The organism is Paenibacillus ginsengarvi (assembly GCF_003626695.1).
In the GTDB taxonomy this organism is placed as follows: Bacteria; Bacillota; Bacilli; order Paenibacillales; family NBRC-103111; genus Paenibacillus_AB; species Paenibacillus_AB ginsengarvi.
In genome coordinates, this window is sequence record NZ_RBAH01000011.1 from 58,835 (window position 1) to 81,858 (window position 23,024).

Consider the following 23,024-nt stretch of genomic DNA (forward strand, 5'->3'; position numbering starts at 1 on the left):
TCCGGGCTATCGCCCTCCGTTATCGGTAAGCCGGCAGCCAGCTCCCGTGCCTTTCAATCAGCTCGTCGCACATCGCCACGATATCGTCGATCGACAGTTCCGCCGACGTATGCGGATCGAGCAGGGCCGCCTGATAAATATGCTCCTTCTTTTGCGTAATCGCCGCCTCGATCGTCAGCAGCTGCGTGTTGATGTTCGTCCGGTTGAGCGCGGCGCATTGCGGCGGCAGCACACCTGCGTACGTCGGCGTCACGCCGCTCGAATCGGCGATGCAGGCGACCTCGACGCACGCCTCGCGGGGCAAGTTTTCGATCAGTCCGGTGTTCATCACGTTCCCGCCGAATTTGAACGGAGTGTCCGTTTCAATGGCGTCCAGAATGTACGAAATATATTCATGGGAGCGCGTATGCGTCAGCCCTTCGTTGCCTATCAGCTCGCCGCGCATCGTTTTCCACCGGTCGATCGCCCATACGCACCGGCGCGGATATTCGTCCAGCGGAATGTTAAACCTCTCGATCAGCTCCGGGTAGCTTCGTTTGATGAAATACGGGTGGTACTCGGCGTTATGCTCGGAGGATTCGGTAATGTAATAGCCGAAGCGCTGCATCAGCTCGAACCGGACCATGTCGCTGTGCTTCTCCTGCTGCTTTAGGGCGGCGCGCCGTTTAATTTCCGGGTACAAGTCCACGCCGTTTTTCGTAATTTCGAGCAGCCACGCCATATGATTGATGCCGGCGATTTTCCACTGCACGCCCTGCTCCTCCATGCCCAAGTGCTTAAGCAGCCTCGGCGCGCACACCTGTACGCTGTGGCACAGCCCGACCGTCTTCACCCCGCCGTACGTGTTCATAACGTTCGTCAACACGGCCATCGGATTCGTGTAGTTGAAGAACAGCGCGTCCGGACAAACCTCCTCGATATCGCGGGCGATCCCGAGCACGACGGGAATTGTGCGCAGATTGCGGAAAATGCCGCCGATCCCAACCGTATCGGCGATCGTCTGGCGCAAGCCGTACTTCTTCGGCACCTCGAAGTCGGTGATCGTGCATGGATCGTAACCGCCCACCTGAATCGTATTGATGATGTATTTGGCTCCGCGCAGCGCTTCCTTGCGGTCGGCATACGCCTTGACGGCGCAGCCGCTGCCCAGCTTGCCGATCAGATGGGTCAGCATCCGCTCGGCGTCCTTCAGCCTTTCCGCATCGATGTCGAACAGGGCGAATTCGAACTGCTGCAGCGACGGTACGAGCATGCAATCCCCTAGCACATTTTTGGCAAAGGCGACGCTGCCCGCCCCGATGAACGTCATTTTGTCCACTTTCCATTCCCTCCGAATCTTGATCGTTTCTCTATATTGGGTGCCTCGAATTAAGCGCTTACGAACTTCCTCATTGCTGCTATACTAGTGCATAAGATGAAATCGATACGATCGGGGTGGTTTCCTTCATGTTCCCTCACGAGTTGTGCAGCCGCAAAACGTTTCAATTCCACTACATGACCCCGTCCGCGCTAAGCATGCGTCTCGGCGGGATCGGCTGGCAGCACGTCACTTCGACGGAGTACCGCTATGACGGCCTGAAACGGAGAGACGGCGAAGGCACGATATTCCAGTTCACCTTGTCCGGACAAGGCACGATCCGTCATGGCGACCGCGAATACGTGGTGCCGAAGCATTGCGGCTTTTTGTGCACGCTGCCGAGCGACCATGAGTACTATTACGACGAAGCGTACGGGCCGTGGGAGTTCCTGTTTATCGCCGTAAGAGGCGAGGACGCCATCCGCCACTGGAATTCGCTGATCGACCGTTTCGGCCCGGTCGTCCCGTTCGATGAGCAGCTCGAGCCGTTCCTCTGCATCAGCGAGCTGTACGCGCTCATTTACCGGAACGCCGAGCTGGACAAATACGAGGTTTCCGCCCGGCTGTACCGGTTCGTGCTGGAGCTGAACCGGATCTCGGAAGGCTACGGAATCGTGCCGTACAAAGACTCGCCGGAGCCGGTCCGCACGGCTATCCGCCTGATGCAGACGCAATACGCCGCCCCGCTTGCGCTGGACGATATCGCCGCAAGCGCCGGCTTGTCGAAATACCATTTCAGCCGTGTCTTTCTGAACAAAACCGGCATTCAGCCGATGCACTATTTGCGCAAAATCCGCATCGAGAAGGCATCCGCCCTCCTCGCTCAGACGAACAAAACGATGGAGGCAATCGCCCGCGAAACCGGCTTCGAGGGCAGCAACTATTTTATCCGCGTCTTCAAATCGCTGGTCGGCATGACGCCGAGCCAGTATCGGCAAAGCCTCGGCCCGGAAACGGCCCACGCCCTGCGGATCGAGAAATGACGGGGCGTGCGCGATTTTCGCGGCCGGCGGCGGCTGCGCTGGCAAGCGCTTTGGCAAGACCGCGCTTAAACGGTCAGCCGCATCCGTTACTTGCTCTTCTCCTTCTCCAGCTCCTGCTTCAGCTTCTCGTCAAGCTGCCGCAGCGCTGTGTTCGTATCGGCTTTGCCGCTCGCCACATCGTGGAACGCCTGCGCCATCGAGTCCTGTTGAACGACGGTCGGGACGGTCGCGAGACCGGCTTTCCGTTTCGGCGAATACGGGGCCCACTCCTCGTAATAGAATAGCGATTTAAAGTTTTTGCTCTTCAGATCGGGCCGGTCCTGGGCGTAAGCGTCCCGGATCGTTTTGCTCGCCACTGTCGGCAGCATCCCTTTTTTGGAATCGGCCATCTGTACGTCGTCGCTGACCATCTCCATAATGACTTGGAACGCATCTTCCTTATGCTTGCTCGTCGCGGATATCGACCAGTAGGCGGGGCCGCGCCAGGCCATCTTTTTCGGAGCGCCCTGAATCGTCGGATACGTGACGATATCCCAGTCGATCTCCGGCGGAATCGGCAAGTATTGACTGTATTGGTTCACTTGCATGGCGACGTTTCCTTTTTTGAACGCGTCGTTAATTTCCGCCGGGCGGGTAGCCTCGATTTTGTTGTTCGGCAGCTCGTAAAACCGCAGGAAATTGGCGAACAGCGGCTTCCATTTCTCGAGATCGTACAAGCCGTCGCTGTTCGGATCGAGGATCGGGTAGCCGAACGTATTGTCGCGCAGCATCGCCATAATGTTGGCGCTGAAGCCTCGGTACACGGTGCCGCCGTCCGTGCGGCTCATTTTTTTGGCGATCTCGTACGTTTCGTCGAACGTCATTCCGTCCTTCGGATAAGGCACCCCGAATTTATCGAACAAGCCTTTGTTGTACGTAAGCACCATCGGGAAATACGGCGCGTAAGGAATGCCGTACAGCGCACCCGTTTGACCGGCGTCGATCATCTCCTGCACGAAGGGAGCGTTCAGGCGCGACAAGTCAACCTTCAGCTTCTTTACGTATTCGTTCAAATCGGTGCCGAGCTTCAGGTCGAGATAGTTATTTTTCAGATTCGGCACGTCGGTGCGGATCAGATCGGGCGTTTCTCCGCGCGCTACAAGCTCCGGCAGCGAGTTCCCTTTGTCCGGCGGAATGTACTTGAACGTGATGTACGGAAATTTTTTCTCGAGCGCGGCCCGAAACCGGTCGTTGAATTCCTGCTCGGGCACACCGAGCCCGAATACGGTCAGCGTAATCGGCTCTTTTTTTACCTCCGGCGACGGTCCGGTTAGCGGCGTCTTCGACGCTTCTCTTCCCTCCGATCCCAAGCCTCCCCCGCTGCTTCCCCCGCATGCTGTGAGCGCAATCATCGATAGTCCCAATATTAGCGGCAGTCCGAATTTGTTGTTCATAGACATGACCTCCCGATTGAATTTGTGTGGAATTTGCAATAACTAGAACATATGTTCGATTATAAGGTTAAAGCCACCCCCTCCTCGCACATTTCCTGCGCGAAGATGATTCGCAAGCGATACATCGCCGTTTAGCAATCGCTTTCAATTTGCCGCCGATCGCATAAAATTGCTTTCGTCCCGCACGGATCGTTAGCTCTTCCACAACCCGGGATAGTTCAATATCGCTTGTTACTTGGATTATATCGATTCCGGGCCCGGATAAATATAGGATATTGTTTTGATAAACGTTCAAATTATTGCGGCCGATTCGTTCCTTTCCAGCAGCGGTCGAAACAGTCGGTATGCGGCATGACAATTGATACGGCATCGGGTATAATTAGCCAAGTGTATTCCATGAACGGCGGACAAGTCATACGGCGACTTCCGGTTCGGCCCGCAGGATTCCGCCGCGGCTCGAATCGGGGCGCTTTCAACGGAGTGGTTTAGGTGAGCGCAACTTCCAAACGATCCGGCTCCAGAACGCGACTGGAGCAGTTGATACAAACGTTACGGGACGAAATCGTCTCCGGCGCGAGAGCCGAGGGCGCCTACATCCCCTCCGAGCTGACGTTATGCGAGCAGTTCGGCCTGAGCAAAAAGACCGTACGCAAAGGGCTGGATGTACTCGTAAACGAAGGCTTGCTCGAAAAGGTTCCGCGAATCGGCGCCCGGGTGACCGGAGCGGCCAGTTCCGAACCAATCGTCATTACATTCGGCTACTATCCGAAGCTCGTACGCGAAATTCGGCTGCAGCACATGATCGAATCGTTCAACAAGCTGCATGGCAGCATCCGCGTGCAGGCTATTCCAATTTCCCATCACTACGACCAGACTCTCAATACCCGGCGGCTGCAGGACGACAGCCTCGACGTCGTTACGATCAATGCGCACGATATCGAATATTTTACCCAGGCGGACGATGGCACCTGCCCGCTCGAGCCGCTTGCTCCGGTGGGCGGCATCTATCCGTTTCTCGAGCAGCCTTTCCGTGCGGACGGCGGCGGGCTTTACGCCCTGCCATTTGTGTTTACGCCGGTCATTCTATGCTACAACAAGGAGCATTTTCACGAAAAAGAACTGCCCGAGCCGGACAGCAGCTGGACATGGGAGGATTTGCGGCAAGCGGGCCATGCTTTGTCCAATGGCGCCAATCGGTTCGGCTTTTATTTTCATCTGCCCTCCGGCAACCGCTGGCCGATTTTCCTGCTCCAGAACAATGTGGCCTTTCGGACGGATGGGCAAGGCGGCTACATCCTGAACGTTCCGGAAGCGAAGGAGGCGCTTCGCCTATGCCGCGACCTCGTCCGCGATCCGAAGCTGTTTCCGGTTTATTTGTCGGAGAACGACAGCGACGCGCACGCTCTGTTTTTGAACCGTAAGGTGTCGATGATCCTGTGCACCTACGACAGTCTGAACGATTTCAGCAGCGCGCCGTTCGTTTATGACATCGCACCGATCCCATCGCTTCGGGAGCCGAAGACGCTGCTTGGCGCAATCGCCCTGGCCATCCCGGCTCATTCCGCCAAAAAGCCGGAGGCGAAGTTGTTTATCGACTACATGTTGTCGTACCAAAATCAAATGGACATCCGCCTGAACACCCTGAGCATTCCGAGCCTCAAGCGGGCGGCCGAGTGGGTCGGTGACGGCGAGGCGGACCGCGTGCTGAACCGCCCCTACCGGTTTCACATGTATCGCGATATTATTCCTTCGTTCCGCTTCGCTTCGGAGCTTCGGCTGCCTACCGACCATTTGCTGCAAATGGGGCAGGAGCTGAAGCTGTACTGGTCGCAGCTTGAAGATCTCGATACGATATTGGACCAATTGGAGCAAAAGCTTTCCGCGCCGGCAAGCAAGTCGCAGGCGTAGTCTCCTTCCCTATGTATCCGCCAAAAAAGGCTTACATCCCGCGAGACCTGCTCGCGAGTATGTAAGCCTTTCGACTTCTACCGGCGTCGATTATGGGCTCTTGTTCAAAGCAATGCCGCTTTCAGTTCGCACCAACCCGCGGGCGGAATGGCGAATTTGCGAACCCCCGCAGCACCGTCAAACGTCTCATTGGCGGCAATGCGTCCGAGGCAATCCCGTACGACCATATGCCGCTTTCCGATCGCAGTCGGCAAATCTGCAATCACCTCTGCGCCCAGCGTTCCGTTCACAATGATCCACTGCTCCGGGACTCGCTCCGGACGAACCGCCATTGCCGCATATACGGCAGAGACCAGCTTGCGCTCGGTTCGGGCATGGACGACGGGGTAATATAGCTGCGGATACAATGGCATCAGTTCGCCGTCCAGCAGCGCATCGCGATGCTCCTTCCAGAAGGCGAGCCAAATCTTAACCATATCCACATGGTCGGACGGAACCGCGTCGAGACGAACAGAAAGCTGCGGGACGGCGAAAAGCGTATGTACAAGCTGCATGGCGGCATGCTCGACGGAGTCGTTCGGATGCCACATCACCATATCCGCATGGACTGCGGTTCGCCCGGCCAGCAGCCGAATGTCGATAGTCCGGATGCGGTTAGTGGCGGCATCGTTCGGGCAGTCCGCCGCCCGCATCATATTGCCGTATTTGCGCATGAGCGGCCCGATGTAGTTTTGGCGAAATTCGATCATGACATCGGGACGAATGGTGCGCAGCCGATCGGAGACGTCGTCGAGCAGCTGAATGACGGCTTCCGTCATGGACGTCTCGTCCTTCCCCTCCGCCTTCGACTCGGCATGAGCCGGCACGCTTTCCGGAAGCCTGTCGATAAAGTCCAGCTTCAGGCCGTCCAGTCCCCAATCCCGCAGCGCCCGCTCGTAAATGGAGGCCAAGAAAGTCCGAACATCAGGGTAACGCGGGTCCAGCATCATCGTATCCGGTTTTTCCGGCAGCAGCTTGCCCTCGAATCGCTTCCACGCCTGCGAACGGTTGCCCGCGTACGGCACCGCCATCCACAGCAGGTAGCGCATGCCGAGCCGCTGCACCGCCTCCACATGAGCGCGCATATCCGGAAACCGTTCGGGACACGGCTCCCAATCGCCGCAGCTGGAAAACCCGGAAATTTCCCCGTTTCGATGCCAGCCATGATCGACAATGACCGCTTCGCATCCGGCTTCCTTGGCGAGCGCGCATTGGCGCTCCACCTCCTGCGCGCTCAATTGCTGATGGTAGCCGTACCAGGTCGAGTACATGGGCAGCCTCGCAGCTTCCGGCACATCGGCCGGCTCATAGCCGGGAATGCTCTCCCACCAAGCGCTGACGTCACGAAGCGATTCGTAGTAGGGTACGTCGCGCGTGTCGACGCGAAGTATGATCTCGTACTCTGCCTTTTCCGGGAAGGCAACGGTTCGTACATAAACATCGCAATACAGCTCGGCCGTATGTTCATGCACCGAGCAGCGGATCGCGAGCGGATGACGGGCATCCGAACACGCCAGCGTCAGCCGGTTGCGTCCTTCCAGATTGTAAAAGCTCTGAACCGGGGCAATATGGTTGGCTCTGGAACGCAGGAGCGGTCCCCATTCCACTTCCAGGCCGCGGAAATTGCGCAGGCCGGGGTCCCAGGAGCCGTGAATATCCTGGAGCGGATGAACCAGCCGAATGCGCTGCTCGGTCAGTGGACCTCCGTCCGGACTGCGTAGATGAACTCGAAACAGATCTACTCCTTGCTCCGTTTCCACCCGTTCGATCGCCGCCTCAGCCGGCGGTAACGTTACGTCCTTCGCGGCTGTAACGGTCAACTGATGTTTGTTCTTTGTACTCATCCGATTTCTCCCCCTCTTATCTGTTTGTTCTTCTTCTATTTCTGTGCTTCCGCCTGCAGCATTTTGTCGATCTCCTCTTGTGCGGTCCGCAATGCCGTGTTCATATCTTTGTTGTTGACGATAAAATCGGTATATTGCGCGTTTAGAATCGCCCGCGCCTTGCCGTCATAAGCGCTGAACAGCGGCGCCGGAACCGGCTTGCTCTTGAAGATGCTCTGCAGCCGCTTGCCCTTCATATAGTCGAGCCCCGCGCCGAACTGCTCCTTCATCGCCGGGTTGACCAGCGGCGACAAACTCGGCCGCGTCTTGGCCCCCAGCAGCTGCACCTCGTCGGAAGCGAACACTTCGATCACCTTCAAGGCGGCCTCTTTGTGCTTGCTGGTCTTTGTGATGCCGATCATATGCAGATCGACCATGCCGTACGTATTCGGGCTTCCCTTGTAGCTCGGATACTGCGCTACATCCCAGTTCATGCCCGCTTCGGTCGGTTTTTTCATCAGCTCGAAAATATTGATCGTTGCCAGCATCGCCACATTTTTATTGTTCGGGAAACGGAGCGGCGCACCCGAGGTGAGCTCTGCAGGCTTGGCCGGAATATTGCCCGCAATCTCATACATGCGCTTCGCCGTGTCAAACACCGTACGCCAGCCGTCGGTCAGGACATTGGCACGATTGGAGGCGGCGTCCACCGGTACGATTGACAACGGGAATGAGAGCCGTGTCGGCGATTCCAGGTCAAGTCCGTAATAACGGTCGGTTCCGTCCGTACGCGCTACTTTGCGCGACAGCTCAATCGTATCTTCCCACGTCATGCCGTCCTGCGGGTATCCCGCTCCGAACTTGTCGAAAATGTCCTTGTTGTAGAAGAGGGCGTTGAATTGCACGGAATACGGAATGCCATACAGTCCGCCATTGCCCGACACCGCTCGGATCGCGTCAAGATAAATGCGGTCGAAGCGGGAGAGATCGTATTTCCGCAGGTTGACAAGCGGGGTCATGTCCTCCGCCAGATCAAGCTGAATATAGTTGCCGATATCGCCTTGAAACGTCGTGTACAGATCAGGTACATCGCCCGCGCTCACCAACTGCTCGATGCGCATTTGCGCTGTCGGCTTGATGATTTCCACTGTAATGTACGGATACTTTTGCTTTAGTGGCTCAAGCAGCAGTTTGTTCCAGTTTTCGTCGGTCAGGTTTTGTCCGGCATACAGCTTGAGCGTAACCGGTGTTGTATCCTCCTTGGGCGTCTCCGCCATGTCTGCCGACGGAGTTGTCTCTTTAGGTGCTCCGTTTCCTCCGCCGCAGCCCGTTAGCGCCGCTACAGCAGGCAGCAGCACACATAACCACGTTTGTGTTTTCCATTTCAACTTCATCGATTTGCGCCCCCTCTAGATATGTTGTATGTCCTTTCGATTGCCTTAATCAAGCGCTTTCCCAGTCAGCCCGATCATCGTTACGATTGTGCGCCGACTGCGGTGCCGTCGCCATCGCTGGCCGGATTTCCCTGTACGATCCGCAGCTTGCCTGCCGCATCGACCCACAGCGTATAATCGCCCAGCCGCAACCTGGCGCGATCCCAGCGGTGGCCCTGAAGCGCCATATCCGCCGCAGCTACCGTCCGGCCATTGATCGCCGCAGATACATCGATGGCATTGCGCAGGGAGTTGAGCCCGTAATGCACCGCCCCTGCATTGGAGCCGATCTGCACCGATTTGTTCAACCCCGGAAGGTCAGAGCAGCCCGTGATCGTCGTATCTGTCGCTGTCTGCACATAGATCGTCGTATCGCCGGCAGTTGTCGAACGATTCTTGATGTTTTGCAGCGTCACCCGCTCAGACACCGGCCTGACGATGCCTCCGCGTACCCAGACCGCACGGCCGCTGTTTTGACCGTTCGCGCCGCGCACGACGCCGTCGCAAACGGATAAATCGCTGCATCCCAGCACATTAACAAACGCCGCCTGAAAGCCGGTCACCATCCCGCCGTCGATCAAATCCTCCATGTTAAGAGCCCCGCCGGCCGACAGACCGGCCGCTTGCAGACCGCTGCATTTGCTGAACCGGATCGTACCCGCCGCCGTCACATTTGCGACGGTCATCTCTCGCATCCCGGTCGCCCACAGCGAAAACGGAGCGCCCTGCTTCGGCTTGGACAGCGCCAAATTGCCGATCGTCACTTCCTGCCCCCATCCGGCATATGGAGTGAAATAGAAATCGAGGAAAAACGGATACACGCCTTGGGCGGATGTACATACTGTATCCAGCGAGCGGATGCCAAGCACCGACACGCCGATCGGCGACATCATCTTGAACGATCCATTGTCGGTTGCACCCGTCCCTCCCCGCGTCACCATATTGGAAATGACCGCGTCGCGCACGTGGCTGAATCCGCAGACGATCGGCGACAAACCATCCGCCCGGATCTGATCGGCCGAAACGCCGACACTATAGCCGACCGACAAAGAACTGCATTGAAAATCGTAGAGGCGGATATTGTCGCAGCCTCGGGCGATAACCGTATCGATTCGGATTCGGCCTCCGGATATCGTAACGTCTGCAACAGCGTCCATTTTGACCAGAACAGGGTCCGTATGTGCGTAAGCGAGCTCCTGTTCCAGCACGAGCTCGGAGACACCTACGCTTTTGATTCGGACCAGTTCGAAATACGCCTTCGCACCGCCAGGAACAAGTTCGGTATGACTGGGAATGCCGTACCAGCAATCCGTTCCGTTGCGATTTTCAATGCGCAGCAGATCGCCAGGAGCAAACAAATGGCCGAAGCTGCCGGCAATCGTATACGCCCCGCGCTGCAAAGTGCCGGTCCAGTTCGTTCCGATCGTCTTGGCCGCATACCAGTCCGGATACCCCCAGCGCAGCGGCGTATCCAGCTTTAAGGAAAACGGCGTCACGGCAGTTATCGTGGCGAAGTCATATCCCTGTTGATTGATGGAGGCAAGCCCAGCTCCCTGCAATCCAACCATCACGAAATCGCCGACACTGTAGTCAGGGAACGAGCCGTTCAGTACCGTTGCCCCCGCCGTAAGCGAACCCGTTCCGTTCACTCGATCCCGGCTGTACAGGCCGCGTTCATTCGCATCCGGCCCGATCACTCGCACTGTGCCCTGAATGTGGCCGCGGTTGCGGATCGTTTTGTGCGAAGGAACCGTCAGCTCGTTGACCGCGTAAGTGCCTGGAGGAATATCGATATAGTCGAAGTGATTGATGGCCGCCTGGAAAATGGCCGTTGTGTCTGCGGGGTAAACCGCTACCCCGAAGCTCGCAGTGCTGCCCAACTCAGCCAAAACGTCGCCAAGCTTCCGCGATGCCGTTGTCCCAGCAGCCGTTACCGTCAGGTCGCTTCCGTCCTCGCAGCAAGCCATCTCCCCGCTCTCCGGATTTCCCCCATATACCGCCGCGCTGACTGTCCCGCCGCCCGTCCCGCCCATCCATACCGAACTCGCCAGCACCGCGCCCGTCCCCAGCAATCCGCACCCAAGCAGTTCCCTGCGGGACCAGACGCGACTTTCTGCCGCTCCGTCCGGATTCTCGAGCTCGTTTTTCCGCCCCGCCACGGAAAACGCTCCCGCCGGTTGTTCGATATTCGCCCCTTTCTCTTCAACCCTCGGTTTCTGCACTTCGCTCATGGTTTCATTCCTCCTTTGGCATCCTGCCTCAAGATGAAAACGCTTCCGTTAATCTTTCCTACGATTCCGATGCCTCATTCCACACCTCAACCAGCAGCTCTCGAGGCAGTCAGTCTCCCCGCATGATCCGGCGTCCGCCGTACCACATCTGCCGGTAGCGTCATTGGCATCGTCGTCAAGCTCATTATAGCAAGAACTCTTGGTAGGCCATTACCGATGCATTGTGCTAAAATGTTGCTAGATTGCGATTGTGGTTGAAATCACGAATATGGACGGAGGCCGTGCGTTGAAGCTCATACAGGACATGGGAGTCGGAAAAACGCCGTTTGTCGTCGATCTGCTGATGAAACGCGCGAAACCCTTTGGCTACTACCACCACGCCCATCAGGGAATGGAGATTTTATATGTTCATGCGGGTTGGGGGCAGGTCATCGTCAACCAGCAGCGTCATCCGATTCGGCCAGGGACGCTGCTTTTTTTCCAGCCTTTTCAGTTGCACCGGGTACAAATGGAGGACGTTTCGCCGCAATCCCCCTATATTCGCTCTGTCGTCACCTTCGAACCCACCTTGTTCGATTCCTACCTGATCGCCATGCCGGAGCTGCAACTGTTTTTCCGTTATTTGTGGAAAGGTGCCCTTACCACGCAGCTTCTTTATTTGCCGGAGAAAAACGACATGCTGGACCAGTTGCTAGCCTACTACAAGCCCCGTTTTCCCGTGCCGGCTGAGAGCGCGGGTGAGGAATGCTTAGAACCTGCCATGCTGCTGACGATGCAGCTGTTTGATTACATCCGCATGTTTTGGGGCAGCGAACGGATCGATCAGCCTCAGGACGCGCGCAATCATCATGCGCAGAGCATCCTCCAATGGGTCGAGGAGCATTACGCCGAAGCGTTTCAGCTTGAACGGCTGGCCTCGGACCTGCATTTGTCCAAATATCACATTTCCCACTTGTTCAAACAGTATACAGGAAGCACAATCAACGAATATTTAGTTGCGAGGCGCATTCGCCAAGCTTGCTGGCTGCTGCAGACCAGTCCTCTGCCTGTGCATGAGGTCGGCACGCTGGTCGGCTACGACAACCCTTCGTATTTCTGCCAATTGTTTCGCAAAATGACGGCCTTGACGCCGCAAGCGTACCGTCGGATGCGGGAAGCCAGCTTCCGGTTGTAAAGGGGGATATCTTTTTAATAAAAGAAGGAGTGTTGACAAACGCTTTGTCAACACTCCGATTTACGCGGATTTTGTATTCCTGTTCGCTCAAATGTGATCTTGGTCTCTTAGGTTGTCATCCTTGTAGCCTTCTCTAGTATCCTTACCATTCGGGATAGATGTAATGTTCATGTTAAAATGTCTGTGAATTCGAATCTACTTCGCTTCCTTCTGGCAAGCCCGTCTCGTCGGCTGCTCGCTTGCCTGCTGCCTGCGTGTGCTTTTACAGTTCGTACCTCCATAACGCCGAATCGTCGGACATATAGAAATGTCCGTCCGCCGCTTTCGTTAAATAGCGGTATCCGTTTGCGAGTATCGTCACCTCCATCGTATCCGGGCGAATTTGGAAAAACTGTCTCTGCGCGTTCGTGCCGTAAACGTTGCCGTCATCCCCGATGGCGAGATCGGCGTCGGCCCACACCGTCTCGTTCGCGGCGCCCCGCTTCAGCTTCGCTTCGAGATACGAAAACGTTCGGGAGAGAGGGTCGAATGTGAACAAATGGTCGCCCGCCACGCCCCATATGCGGTCGTCCGGACCGTTCAGCAGACCGCTGACCGTACCGCGGCCGGGGACGGGAACGATTTCGAAGACGCACTCTCCCTTCCCCGGATCGAAGATGAACAGCTTCCCCCCAATCTCTATCGGACCTTTCGTCCCCAAACCGCCATAATTCGTCGTGCCGCCGTAGACGAGCCCGTCTCTGTACAGCAGCGACACCACACCCTGATTGCGAATGATATTTTTGTGCACGCGCAGCTCTTCCGTCCCGACATCGTAAACCGCAAGTGCTCCTTGAAGCGAATGGGTATCGGGCACTGTACCGACAAACAGCTTGTTCAGCTCCTCGACCCCGATGATCGCGAACGGCCGGTCCTGCCCCTCCTTCATCAAATTCCACAGCTTGCGCGGATTCGTGGCGCTCCAGGGAAGGGCGGGGTCGTATTCGCCTAATCCGGCGCTGCCGTAGATGCCGACGTACAGCTTGCCGCGAAAACCGGCGATCGATTCGGCTTGACCGAATTCGCGAGTTTCGCCGAACGTCATCTCCGCGCAGTCATAGGAAGCGAACCCCATCATGTAGCCGCCTGCATACACCCGGCCGTCCTCCGCTCCGTGCAGGCTGCGAACTTGGACCGGAGCGCCGGAATGCCGGAATCTCGATTCGGCCAATCTTCCCGTGGACTTGTTGTACAGCAGGATGCGTCCGCCTTCCGTGGACGATATCATCGTATAGCCCGGCCAATCCGGGCGCCTCAGCTCCATGAATTTGGCATTTTGGTAATGAAGCGCTTTCACTGTTTCGTCGGGAAACCGGTCAGTAAACGCACGGGTAGCCACATTGTACGTGCGCAGCACGCTGCCTCCTAAATACACATGCTCTTCATCTCCCGGCATGACAGCCACCGTCTTGCAGCCGAGCCCAATCCCGCTGCCAGGATCGTAAAATTCGACCGTATTCGTCGCCGTATCAACGATTAGCAGATGGTCCGGTTTGCTGAGCCGGATAAATAGCTTGCCGAGCCCATAACCCATGCAAAAAACAGAGCTGTAACGGCTGTAATCGTCCGGCAAAAGCTTCGCGAGCAACTCCTCCCGCTGCCCCGTCGCAAGATCGATCCGGTACAGCCGGGCCGTTTGCCTGCCCAGACCGGCATACAAGGCATGGTGGACCGGGTCGTAAACAAGCGAGTCGAGGTATTTCTCCTCATCGCACAGCCTCCCCAGATGATCGATCCGATTCGAGCGGGGATCGTAGCGGAACAAAGCGCCGCTTGGGTACGTACCCGTATAAATGTTGCCTTCTCTGCATTCCGTCAAATAATATACGACCGACTCCTCGCCGAGCCGCCCCAAGTCGGCTAGCCGATCGCTCCCGGGCACATACCGGTACAGCCTGCCGTTGCCGTACGTCCCAACGTACACCGATCCGTCGCTGGCCTGCAGCAATCCCCATGCTCCGCTCACCCCCGGCATGTCGACCGTGGTGAGCACTTCCGCTGTCATGGCGTCTACGACAGCGAATACAGTGCAGTCGCCGCCTCCTTTAATAACGGTATAGATGACAGCTGTTCCGTCCTGATCGCGGCCGACCGCGCAGCCATTGTTGATGATCCAATTCAAGGGCGTTCCTATCGGTGTTAAAGTTCCCATCATTCAATCCCCCGCATAAACGTTTGTTGGTATCCTTTGGTATACATAAAGTATAGGTTCGGCTGCGATTTGATGTCAATCGCTTAAATATGTCCTTAATTGTCGGTCAAACAGATGTGAATGTGTAAACCTAAGGATACTAATATAAGAAGCAAAATACGAAATAAAACCGCTTCCACCGGGATGGCCGGATAAAGGCGGTTTGTTTCCTGCCGTTCACGCAAGCTGTTCACCCAGCGATTCGCGAAACAGTCCGAAAACGGTGAAAAAACGCCTGATTCTGGGAACTCCAGCATCAGGCGTTTTTTTCAGACTGATATTCCACTCCGAACGGCTCACCCGCCATCACCGCTCAAACAACTGCTCCCGACGGGGCCCGACGGATACCTGGCGGATGCCGACGCCGATCAGCTCCTCCAAACGCAGCACATAAGCCTGCGCTTCCTTTGGAAGCTCGTCGAACGAGCGGACGCCCGTGATGTCCGTGCGCCAGCCCGGCATCGTTTCGAGCACCGGCTGGGCGGACTCCAAAATCCCGTTCGCCGGAAATTGCCGGGTCACTTCTCCGAAAGCGGTGCGGTAACCGACGCATAGCGGGATTTCGTCCAGATAAGCGAGCACGTCCAGGTTGGTCAGCGCCACCTCAGTCGCTCCCTGGACCATACAGCCGTAGCGCGTCGCCACCGCATCGAACCAGCCGACCCGGCGCGGGCGTCCCGTCACGACGCCGTATTCACCGGCATCGCCGCCCCGCTTGCGCAGTTCCTCCGCTTCGTCCCCATGCAGCTCGGTCACGAACGGGCCGGTTCCGACGCAGCTCGAGTACGCCTTCGTTACGGCTACGACGCGGTTAATCGCATACGGCGGCAGCCCCGCTCCGACGGTTGCGAAGCCGGCAAGCGTGGAAGACGACGTCGAATACGGGTAAATCCCGTGATCCGGGTCGCGCAAGGCGCCGAGCTGCCCTTCGACCAGGATCGATTCGCCCCGCCTCCAGGCGTCCTGCAGCAGCTCGGTCGTATTGCAGACGAACGGCTTCAGCCGCTCGGCCTGCTCCAGCAGCTCCTCCGCGAGCTTCCCGGCATCTACTTCCGGCTTGCCGTACAAGTGCCGCAGCAGCACATTTTTCGCTTCGAGCGCCGCCTTCAGCCGTTCCAGCAGCCGCTCCTTGTCGAACAAATCCGCCACCTGGATGCCCAGCTTCAAATATTTATCCGCATAAAACGGAGCGATTCCTTTCTTCGTCGAGCCAAACTGCCGCTCGCCGAGCCGCTCCTCCTCCAGGCCGTCGAACAGCCGATGATACGACAGCACGAGCTGCGCCCGCTCGGACAGCCTGATGTCCGGTGCGGGAACGCCTTTGCGGACGAGATTGTCCAATTCGGTAAAAAAGTCTCCCATATCAAACGCGACGCCCGGACCGATCACATTGACAGTCCCCGGACGGCATACGCCCGACGGGAGCAAATGCAGCGCGATCTTTCCGTAATCGTTAATGATCGTATGGCCGGCGTTGCCGCCGCCCTGAAAACGGACTACGTACCGACTTCCTCCGGCCAGTGCGTCCGTAATTTTGCCTTTTCCCTCGTCTCCCCAATTGGCGCCGACAATCGCGGTAACCGGCATTCGTTCATTTCCCCTTCCGAACTTGTTTTATTCCTTACGGTTTCATTATAATGAACTTATAACTATAAATGAAATGAATAGATTTAATATCTAATATAAATTGAATTTATGTTAGTGAATGGAACAGGAAAGAGGTTGGGACTATGATCGAAAATATGGAATGGTACCGGGCGTTTTACGAAGTCGCCCAAACCGGCAGCTTCTCCAAAGCCGCCGAGAAAATGTATATCACACAGCCGGCCGTCAGCCACGCGATCAAGCAGCTCGAATTCCGGCTCGGGGGAGCGCTGTTTTTTCGTTCGTCGCGAGGCGTCAAGCTGACGGCGGAGGGCGAAGTGCTGCTGCGGTTCGTTTCCCAGGCGCATCACTTCCTCGAGAACGGCGAAAAGAAAATAGCCGAGATGCGCAAGCTGATGGCCGGCGAGGTCAAGATCGGGGCGGGCGACACGTTATGCCGCTACTATTTGCTGCCCCATCTCGAATCGTTCCACAAGCTGTACCCGGACATCAAAATTCAGGTGACGAACCGGACGACGCGGGAGACGATCGCCCTGCTGAAAGAAGGACGGATCGATTTCGGCATCGTTAATCTGCCAATCGAAGAAAAGCAGGTGCATGTAAGGGAAAGTATGACGCTGCACGATTGCTTTCTTGTAAGCGAAGATCGGTTCGCCAGAGCGGAGCGTGCGCTTACGTGGGAGGAGCTCGTCCAGCTTCCTTTGCTCATGCTCGAGAAAGGCAGCAGCATCCGCCGCCATGCAGACGATTATGCGCAGCGCCAAGGCGTCCTCCTTCAGCCCGAAATCGAGCTCGGCAGCATCGAGCTGATCGTCCAGTTCACCCGCATCGGGCTTGGCATCGGCTGCGTCATCCGCGAGTTCATCCAGGACGAGCTGTCCGGCGGCAGCTTGTACGAGCTGCCGGTGGAGCCGCCGCTTCCGCCCCGGCGGGTCGGACTCGTCACGCTTCGCGACGTTCCGCTGTCCGCGGCGGCACAGCGGCTGCTCGAGCTGCTGCCCTGAACGGACGCTGTCTTTTCGCCGGTTCTTAAAGGCCTTTACCGGCTCTTGCTAGCACTTTGCGGTGGATACACGCTGTATGTCGCTTTTTCAACTCAAAAAACCTTCGATCCGTCGCCGGATCGAAGGCTGCACAGGGAGCGCCCGAGTTTATGCCGAACCGGGCCGCCGGTTCAGTGAAACTCAATGTCGATGTTCTTTTTCGGAGGCGGCTGCAGCTTCGGCATGCGCACTTCCAGCACGCCGTTTTTGTAGCTGGCCCGAATGCCCTCCTCCTGTACAGGAGCCGGCAGCCCGATCGAGCGCTGAAACCGGCCAACGTACCGTTCGCGCTGATGCATCTGCTCTTCCTTGACCTCATGCGAGCGATGAATCGTGCCGGAGATCGTAAGCACGCTGCCGGACACGTCCAGATGGACGTCTTCTTTCTTTTCCAAACCGGGCAAGTCGCATGTTGCGATCACCTCGGTGTCCGTCTCGTGAACGTCCACCCGATGCGCCCCAAATTGCTGCTCTCCGCGAACGAAAGCGGGGAAATCGTTGAACATGCGGTCAAAGTCTCGCTTCCAGCCTTCCATATTGCGAAACGGGTCGAACGGAATCAAAGCCATGATGTCGTAAACCTCCTGGGGATCGGTTATTCATGGCTAGTTTTCCAAAAACGTTCCGAATGTATGCGCAAAGCCAGGAACTATCGCTTAAGGCTCCATATGACCGGGAGCGCAGCGGTGGGCGAGCGAGCGGTTGAAATAGTCGTCCAGCGGCTCAAGGCCGTACTCGGCGATGATGTCCCGCACCGACAAATCGTCCGCTTCGCTGCTGATGAGCACGGAGCCGAGCAGGCCCGGATCGTGGATCTTTACCTTCGGTCCGTATTTTCGTTTGATGGCGGCAAATTGCCGTCCGTTCTCGTCGATATGGAGAACGGCGCAGTCCATGTTGACGGTCGCCGTAATATAAGGATAGTAGTTCGTGCTCTGGGCAACCGTTTCACCGAGCGGGTTCAAGACCGAGCTCGGAAGCCCGGCAACCGCGCCGACGAAATGCGACCGGCATGAGTACGCCCAGTAATTTTGCATAAGCGCGCCGTGATACATCGAAGGAAATACGATAAGATCGGGCTTCGCGCGCACATATTGCAGCCGCAGCTCGTCAAAGTTGAGGTCGAAACAGATCGCCGCCGCCACCCGGCCGAAATCGCATTCGAAGATCGGCGCATCCTTGCCGTACAAGATGCCGTTCGCGTCGTATTCGGCCGGGACGAGATGGTTTTTGTGATAAGCGCCCATAAGCTTCCCCTGCCGGTCGATAAACTGAGCCGTGTTGCGCCAGCTTCCATCCTCGGCCTGCATATGGGTCGGATACACGATATAACATCCGTGCTCCGCGGCGACACTTGCGAAATAATCGCGGATCCGGTTGCCGCGCACCCGGTAATATTCCAAACGTTCTTCCTTCGGATAATGCGCCTTGCTCGGTCTGTCGCACGCCTCCGGCATCACGATCAGATCCGGCTTGTCGGGCAGCACGAACCCCAGCATCCGCTTCCAATGCGCGATCATCCGTTCGACCGCTTCCTCAGCACTTCCCCCGGCTTCAATGACGCAGGGCGCCGGCCCGAGACTGCTGATTTTCACATACCTCGCCATCTTAGCAATCACTCCTTTTTCCGCATAGTCCTCTCTATCCTTACGCTGCTTTAGCTCATCTAGTGTCTTATTCTTCTCTCAATTCGTCACATCTATTGGTACTTTCTTGGTATTCAACCTGATTATAATTTCGTCGTGGAATCGCTGTCAACTTATTTCGCAGCGTGAGGACGTACGGACAGAAGCGGCCTGTCCCATGACAGGGCGTGCTTTTTCCTCTATAATAGGGAGAACCGATTCGTTTAGCGCGGAGGAAAGAGATGAAAACATACCAGCCCAAAACAACACCGAAAACCAGGCTGCACCGGATGGTTACGACGCTGCGCGACGAGATCGACACCGGGAAACGCAAGCAGGGCGAGTTCATCCCATCCGAGCTGAACCTGTGCGAGCAGTTCGAGCTGAGCCGCAGTTCCGTGCGCAAAGGCCTGGAGACGCTTGTCGCCGAGGGTTATATCGTGAAAGTCGAACGAGTCGGCACGAAGGTGCTCGGGCGGCCGCGTACGGATGCGATTACGCTTGTCTTCGGCATTTACTCCAGTCTGCTGGACGAGGTCAACCTTCAGGAGCTTGTCAACGATTTTCAGCTCGAATACCCGAACATCCGCATTGAGATGGTCGATCATTTATTTCCGAACAACCGGCCGGCCATTATTAGCCACACGCAAGCAAAAGGCATCGACGTTTTGCTGACGAACGCCTATCACTTCGAAACGATGGAGGGAGCCGTTCAAGAGGCGTCGATGCTGGCTCCGCTTGAGCGGAAGGAGGGCATCTATCCGTTCCTTTCGTCGCATTTTACGAAAAACGGCGCACTGCTGGTGCAGCCCTTCCTGTTCTCCCCGGTCATATTGTGCTACAACAAAGATCATTTCCGCGAAAAGGGCTTGTCCGAGCCGGACAGCAGCTGGACGTGGGAGGAGGTGCGGCAGGCGGGTAAGCGGCTGTCGAACGGAAGCGACCGGTACGGCCTTTACTTCCATGTGCTGTCGGATAACCGCTGGCCGCTCTTCCTGCTGCAAAACGGCGTCAAGTTTCGCAAAAACGGACAAGGAACATACCAGTTGGACGATCCGAACATCAAGGAAAGCCTGCAATACTGCATGAGCCTGATGAACGACCGCGAGCTGTTCCCCGCTTATTTATCGGAAAGCAATACCGATGTCGAGGCTCTGTTCCTGAAGCAAAACGTCTCGATGATCGTCGTTACCTATAACAGCCTTAACGCCTTGCGCGGTGCCTCCTTCGCTTACGACATAGCCCCGCTGCCCTATTACCGTGAGCCGAAAACGCTGCTCAGCGTCATCGGGCTCGCCATCAACCGGGAATCGAAGCAGCAGACCGCGGCCAAGCTGTTTATCGATTATATGACTTCGCCGAAAGCGCAGCTGTCGATCCGCAAACAGACGCTGAACATTCCCGCGCTGCGATCCGCCGCCGAATGGACCGGCGAAGAGCCGATTGCCGGCCGGCCTTCGCGGTTCCACCTGTTCCGCGAAATTATGCCGACGTTCCGCTTTTTTACCGAGCTGGGCATTCCGTTCTCCCAGTTCTCGATTATGCGGGACGAATTGAAGTTTTATTGGGCCGGACTGGACAGCCTCGATAATGTGCTGATGCAGATCGAGGACAAGCTGACCTGAACACGGCGGGGGTTAGCTTGACGCAATTGCCAAAACCGCGACGGCCTAACTCGCCCGCCGGCATATGCAGTGAGGCCTCGGCCACTCGCTGAGAGGCTACGGCCATTTGCAGAAAAGCCACGGCCACTCGCAGAGATGCCCCGACCACTTGCGCGAGGCTACGACCACTTGCAGTAAAGCCACGCCCCCCCTGCAATAGCAGTCTTTTGGGCCTTCTATTTTCCTTGAAACTATTCAATTTGGAAAAATAGAGTGTTTTTGGGCCTCTTAATGCTGCCCCACTCGCCTCAAATAATGTTTTCGATGCCGGATAAGAGTCCCAAAGACCGCTATACCAAGCAACGCCCAATCTCCTACTAAATTAAGATGCGCCAAAGACTCTTATAGTAAGAGAAAGCGGCACGGTCGTAAAAAAAGAGGCGCCGGGCCCCTCCGTCAGCTTGTGACGGCAGGAGTCAGCTCCCCTTGCTGGATGCGAACCATTTGGCTGTACTTCCCTTGCTTCTCCATCAGCGTATCGTGATTGCCCCGCTCGACGATTTCCCCGCGGTCGAGCACGAGAATGAGGTCGGCGTTTTTGACTGTCGAAAGCCGGTGCGCGATGACGAACGTCGTGCGTCCCTGCTTGACGACTTCAAGCGCGTTCTGAATGAGCGCCTCGGTTTCGGTGTCGATGTTCGATGTCGCTTCGTCGAGGATGAGAATGGCCGGATCGAAGGCGAGCGCCCGAGCGAACGAGATAAGCTGGCGCTGACCGGCGGACAGCGTGCTGCCTTTCTCGATAACCGGCTCGTCGATGCCGCCGGGCAAATGCTTCAGCAGCCGGTCGGCTCCGACATCGGCGAGCGCCTTCTCGATGCGCTCCCGCGTAATCGCCGGATCGTCCAGCGACACGTTGGACGCGATCGTTCCCGTGAACAGGAACGGGTCCTGAAGCACGATGCCCATATGCTGGCGCATCGTTTGACGCGGCATGTCGCGGATATCCGCGCCGTCGATCGTAATGCGTCCGCTGCTCGCGTCATAGAAGCGGAACAGCAGATTGAGGATCGAGCTTTTGCCCGAGCCGGTATGGCCGATCAGCGCCACCGTCTGCCCCTGCTTCGCCTCGAACGAAATGTTTCGCAGCACATATTCGTTTTCCTTATACGCAAACGATACGTCGTCGAACTTGACATTCCCTTCAAACCGTTTCATGCTGCGGTCGGATACGTCCTCGCCTTCCTCGTCCAGCAGGACGAATACCCGCTCCGCGGACACGAGCGCCGTCTCCAGATTCGGCAGCTGATTGACGATGTTGACGATCGGATTGAACAGCCGGTTCAAATAATCGACGAACGCATACAACACGCCGAGGGTGACGAATGCTTCCGGACCGCTCAGCGTCGCCGAGCCGAAATACCAGATGAGCGCCACGAACGCGATGTTCCGGATGACGCTGACGAGGTTGTAGCCGGTCCACGAATTGAGGCTGAGCAGCTTGTTGCGGTACGTAAACAGCCGCGAGTTGATCGTTTCGAACTCGGCTTCCATCCGATTTTCGGCGCGGAACGCCTTGACGACCTGCATCCCTTGAATCGATTCGTTGATGACGCCGTTAATTTCGCCTACGGCGGCGCGAATCGTCCGGTTGTACCGTTTCGCCTTTTTGCCGTATACGTAAATCCAGACCGCCAGCACCGGCAGTATGAACAGACAGATCGCCGCCAACCGGCTGTCGAGCACGAACAGCGCTGCGAAGATGCCCGCCATGTAGATCGTGCCGGTGAAAAAGTTCGCCAGTACCGTAACGTACAACTCGCGAAGCGTCTCCGTATCGTTCGTAATCCGCGACACGACTTTGCCGGCCGGTAAATTGTCGAAATAGCGGACCGGCAGCCGGTTCATCTGCCCGAACACGTCGGAGCGCATTTTGCGGATAATCCGGTTGGACGCGGTTTGCAGCACGTACCGCTGCCCGTACGAGAACGCCGCCGATACGATCAGCAGGCCGAAGTAATACCAGCACAGCCGGATGAGTCCGCCAAGCTCCGGCTGGAAAAAGGCGTACATTTCCGCAGCGGACAGCTTCTTCGCCTCGTACGTGCTCTGTCTGTCTCCCCGGGTGATCAGCAGCTTCTGGTCGGCAGTGATGGTTCGCTCGCCGTCGAAGGCGATCTGCCCGGATATGAAATAATAATCCCGCTCCACTTGCAGCACCCGGACCTGATCGCCGCGCGGCTCTCCTGCAGCGAAGTGATCCTCCCGCTTGTAGCTGGCTCCTCCGTACTGGACGGCGTACTCGCTATTCGTATTCGTCGCCGTGCTGTACCACGGCTTCTCGATGCCGGTAATGTGAACATCGATGAGCCGTTTGGCGACGAGCGGCCCGGCCAGCTCCGTTCCGACCGCGACGGCCAGCATCAGCAGCGCGAGCAGCAGATGCGTTTTGTAATGCAGCGCGTATTTCGTGAGTCGTCCGAGCGTTTTCATCGGCTTGCCGGCCGCCCGGTCGATCTCGAGGTCGTAATGTTCA

Annotated in this window: 15 protein-coding genes; 5 read left to right on the forward strand and 10 right to left on the reverse strand. The window is 56.9% G+C overall.

The window, feature by feature from the left end; all coding sequences use genetic code 11:
* Positions 1–19: 19 nt before the first annotated feature.
* Positions 20–1,318, reverse strand: a complete 1,299-nt coding sequence (melA, locus tag D7M11_RS16275) for an alpha-glucosidase/alpha-galactosidase (protein WP_120748298.1) — start codon at positions 1,316–1,318, stop codon at positions 20–22.
* Positions 1,319–1,446: 128 nt separating this feature from the next.
* On the opposite strand from melA, the gene D7M11_RS16280 reads away from it, so the two are divergent.
* Positions 1,447–2,340 (forward strand): AraC family transcriptional regulator, encoded by an 894-nt coding sequence (locus D7M11_RS16280; protein WP_120748299.1) that lies wholly within the window; start codon positions 1,447–1,449, stop codon positions 2,338–2,340.
* A gap of 86 nt (positions 2,341–2,426) precedes the next feature.
* Here the strand turns inward: D7M11_RS16280 and D7M11_RS16285 are convergent, their stop codons facing one another.
* On the reverse strand, positions 2,427–3,773 hold the full coding sequence (locus D7M11_RS16285; protein WP_158606655.1) for an ABC transporter substrate-binding protein: 1,347 nt from the start codon (positions 3,771–3,773) through the stop codon (positions 2,427–2,429).
* Positions 3,774–4,262: 489 nt separating this feature from the next.
* Here D7M11_RS16285 and D7M11_RS16290 point away from each other — a divergent pair, with 489 nt between their 5' ends.
* Complete coding sequence (locus D7M11_RS16290; RefSeq protein ID WP_120748301.1) at positions 4,263–5,681, forward strand: extracellular solute-binding protein; 1,419 nt, start codon at positions 4,263–4,265, stop codon at positions 5,679–5,681.
* A 104-nt stretch (positions 5,682–5,785) separates the two neighbouring features.
* Here the strand turns inward: D7M11_RS16290 and D7M11_RS16295 are convergent, their stop codons facing one another.
* From D7M11_RS16295 to D7M11_RS16305, 3 genes are all read right to left on the reverse strand, one after another.
* Entirely contained in the window at positions 5,786–7,564 is a 1,779-nt protein-coding gene (locus D7M11_RS16295; protein ID WP_120748302.1) for a glycoside hydrolase family 36 protein, read from the reverse strand.
* 35 nt (positions 7,565–7,599) lie between these two features.
* Complete coding sequence (locus D7M11_RS16300) at positions 7,600–8,937, reverse strand: ABC transporter substrate-binding protein (RefSeq protein ID WP_120748303.1); 1,338 nt, start codon at positions 8,935–8,937, stop codon at positions 7,600–7,602.
* 80 nt (positions 8,938–9,017) lie between these two features.
* Positions 9,018–11,207: a hypothetical protein gene (locus tag D7M11_RS16305; protein ID WP_120748304.1), complete on the reverse strand. Its 2,190-nt coding sequence runs from the start codon at positions 11,205–11,207 to the stop codon at positions 9,018–9,020.
* Positions 11,208–11,493: 286 nt separating this feature from the next.
* Here D7M11_RS16305 and D7M11_RS16310 point away from each other — a divergent pair, with 286 nt between their 5' ends.
* Positions 11,494–12,381, forward strand: a complete 888-nt coding sequence (locus tag D7M11_RS16310; protein WP_158606656.1) for an AraC family transcriptional regulator — start codon at positions 11,494–11,496, stop codon at positions 12,379–12,381.
* Positions 12,382–12,643: 262 nt separating this feature from the next.
* Here the strand turns inward: D7M11_RS16310 and D7M11_RS16315 are convergent, their stop codons facing one another.
* On the reverse strand, positions 12,644–14,542 hold the full coding sequence (locus D7M11_RS16315) for a ligand-binding sensor domain-containing protein (RefSeq protein ID WP_205127062.1): 1,899 nt from the start codon (positions 14,540–14,542) through the stop codon (positions 12,644–12,646).
* A gap of 375 nt (positions 14,543–14,917) precedes the next feature.
* Positions 14,918–16,198: an adenylosuccinate synthase gene (locus D7M11_RS16320; protein WP_120748307.1), complete on the reverse strand. Its 1,281-nt coding sequence runs from the start codon at positions 16,196–16,198 to the stop codon at positions 14,918–14,920.
* 143 nt (positions 16,199–16,341) lie between these two features.
* On the opposite strand from D7M11_RS16320, the gene D7M11_RS16325 reads away from it, so the two are divergent.
* Positions 16,342–17,220, forward strand: coding sequence for a LysR family transcriptional regulator (locus D7M11_RS16325; protein ID WP_120748308.1), 879 nt, complete (start codon positions 16,342–16,344; stop codon positions 17,218–17,220).
* Positions 17,221–17,390: 170 nt separating this feature from the next.
* Here D7M11_RS16325 and D7M11_RS16330 read toward each other — a convergent pair whose 3' ends face one another.
* Positions 17,391–17,828, reverse strand: a complete 438-nt coding sequence (locus D7M11_RS16330; protein WP_120748309.1) for an Hsp20/alpha crystallin family protein — start codon at positions 17,826–17,828, stop codon at positions 17,391–17,393.
* An 87-nt stretch (positions 17,829–17,915) separates the two neighbouring features.
* The gene (locus D7M11_RS16335) at positions 17,916–18,866 is read right to left on the reverse strand and encodes a carbon-nitrogen hydrolase family protein (RefSeq protein WP_120748310.1); all 951 of its coding nucleotides are present in this window, start codon (positions 18,864–18,866) and stop codon (positions 17,916–17,918) included.
* A gap of 260 nt (positions 18,867–19,126) precedes the next feature.
* Here D7M11_RS16335 and D7M11_RS16340 point away from each other — a divergent pair, with 260 nt between their 5' ends.
* Positions 19,127–20,509, forward strand: a complete 1,383-nt coding sequence (locus D7M11_RS16340) for an extracellular solute-binding protein (RefSeq protein WP_120748311.1) — start codon at positions 19,127–19,129, stop codon at positions 20,507–20,509.
* A gap of 435 nt (positions 20,510–20,944) precedes the next feature.
* Here D7M11_RS16340 and D7M11_RS16345 read toward each other — a convergent pair whose 3' ends face one another.
* A complete protein-coding gene (locus D7M11_RS16345; protein WP_120748435.1) occupies positions 20,945–22,981 on the reverse strand; it encodes an ABC transporter ATP-binding protein in 2,037 nt (678 codons plus the stop codon).
* Positions 22,982–23,024: the final 43 nt, after the last annotated feature.

Excerpts from the sequence above, each read along its gene's own strand:
- D7M11_RS16280 (WP_120748299.1), top strand. The coding sequence starts at position 1,447 with ATGTTCCCTCACGAGTTGTGCAGCCGCAAAACGTTTCAATTCCACTAC.
- D7M11_RS16285 (WP_158606655.1), bottom strand. The coding sequence starts at position 3,773 with ATGAACAACAAATTCGGACTGCCGCTAATATTGGGACTATCGATGATT.
- D7M11_RS16295 (WP_120748302.1), bottom strand. The coding sequence starts at position 7,564 with ATGAGTACAAAGAACAAACATCAGTTGACCGTTACAGCCGCGAAGGAC.
- D7M11_RS16300 (WP_120748303.1), bottom strand. The coding sequence starts at position 8,937 with ATGAAGTTGAAATGGAAAACACAAACGTGGTTATGTGTGCTGCTGCCT.
- D7M11_RS16305 (WP_120748304.1), bottom strand. The coding sequence starts at position 11,207 with ATGAGCGAAGTGCAGAAACCGAGGGTTGAAGAGAAAGGGGCGAATATC.
- D7M11_RS16320 (WP_120748307.1), bottom strand. The coding sequence starts at position 16,198 with ATGCCGGTTACCGCGATTGTCGGCGCCAATTGGGGAGACGAGGGAAAA.
- D7M11_RS16325 (WP_120748308.1), top strand. The coding sequence starts at position 16,342 with ATGATCGAAAATATGGAATGGTACCGGGCGTTTTACGAAGTCGCCCAA.
- D7M11_RS16330 (WP_120748309.1), bottom strand. The coding sequence starts at position 17,828 with ATGGCTTTGATTCCGTTCGACCCGTTTCGCAATATGGAAGGCTGGAAG.
- D7M11_RS16335 (WP_120748310.1), bottom strand. The coding sequence starts at position 18,866 with ATGGCGAGGTATGTGAAAATCAGCAGTCTCGGGCCGGCGCCCTGCGTC.
- D7M11_RS16340 (WP_120748311.1), top strand. The coding sequence starts at position 19,127 with ATGAAAACATACCAGCCCAAAACAACACCGAAAACCAGGCTGCACCGG.
- D7M11_RS16345 (WP_120748435.1), bottom strand. The coding sequence starts at position 22,981 with ATGAAAACGCTCGGACGACTCACGAAATACGCGCTGCATTACAAAACG.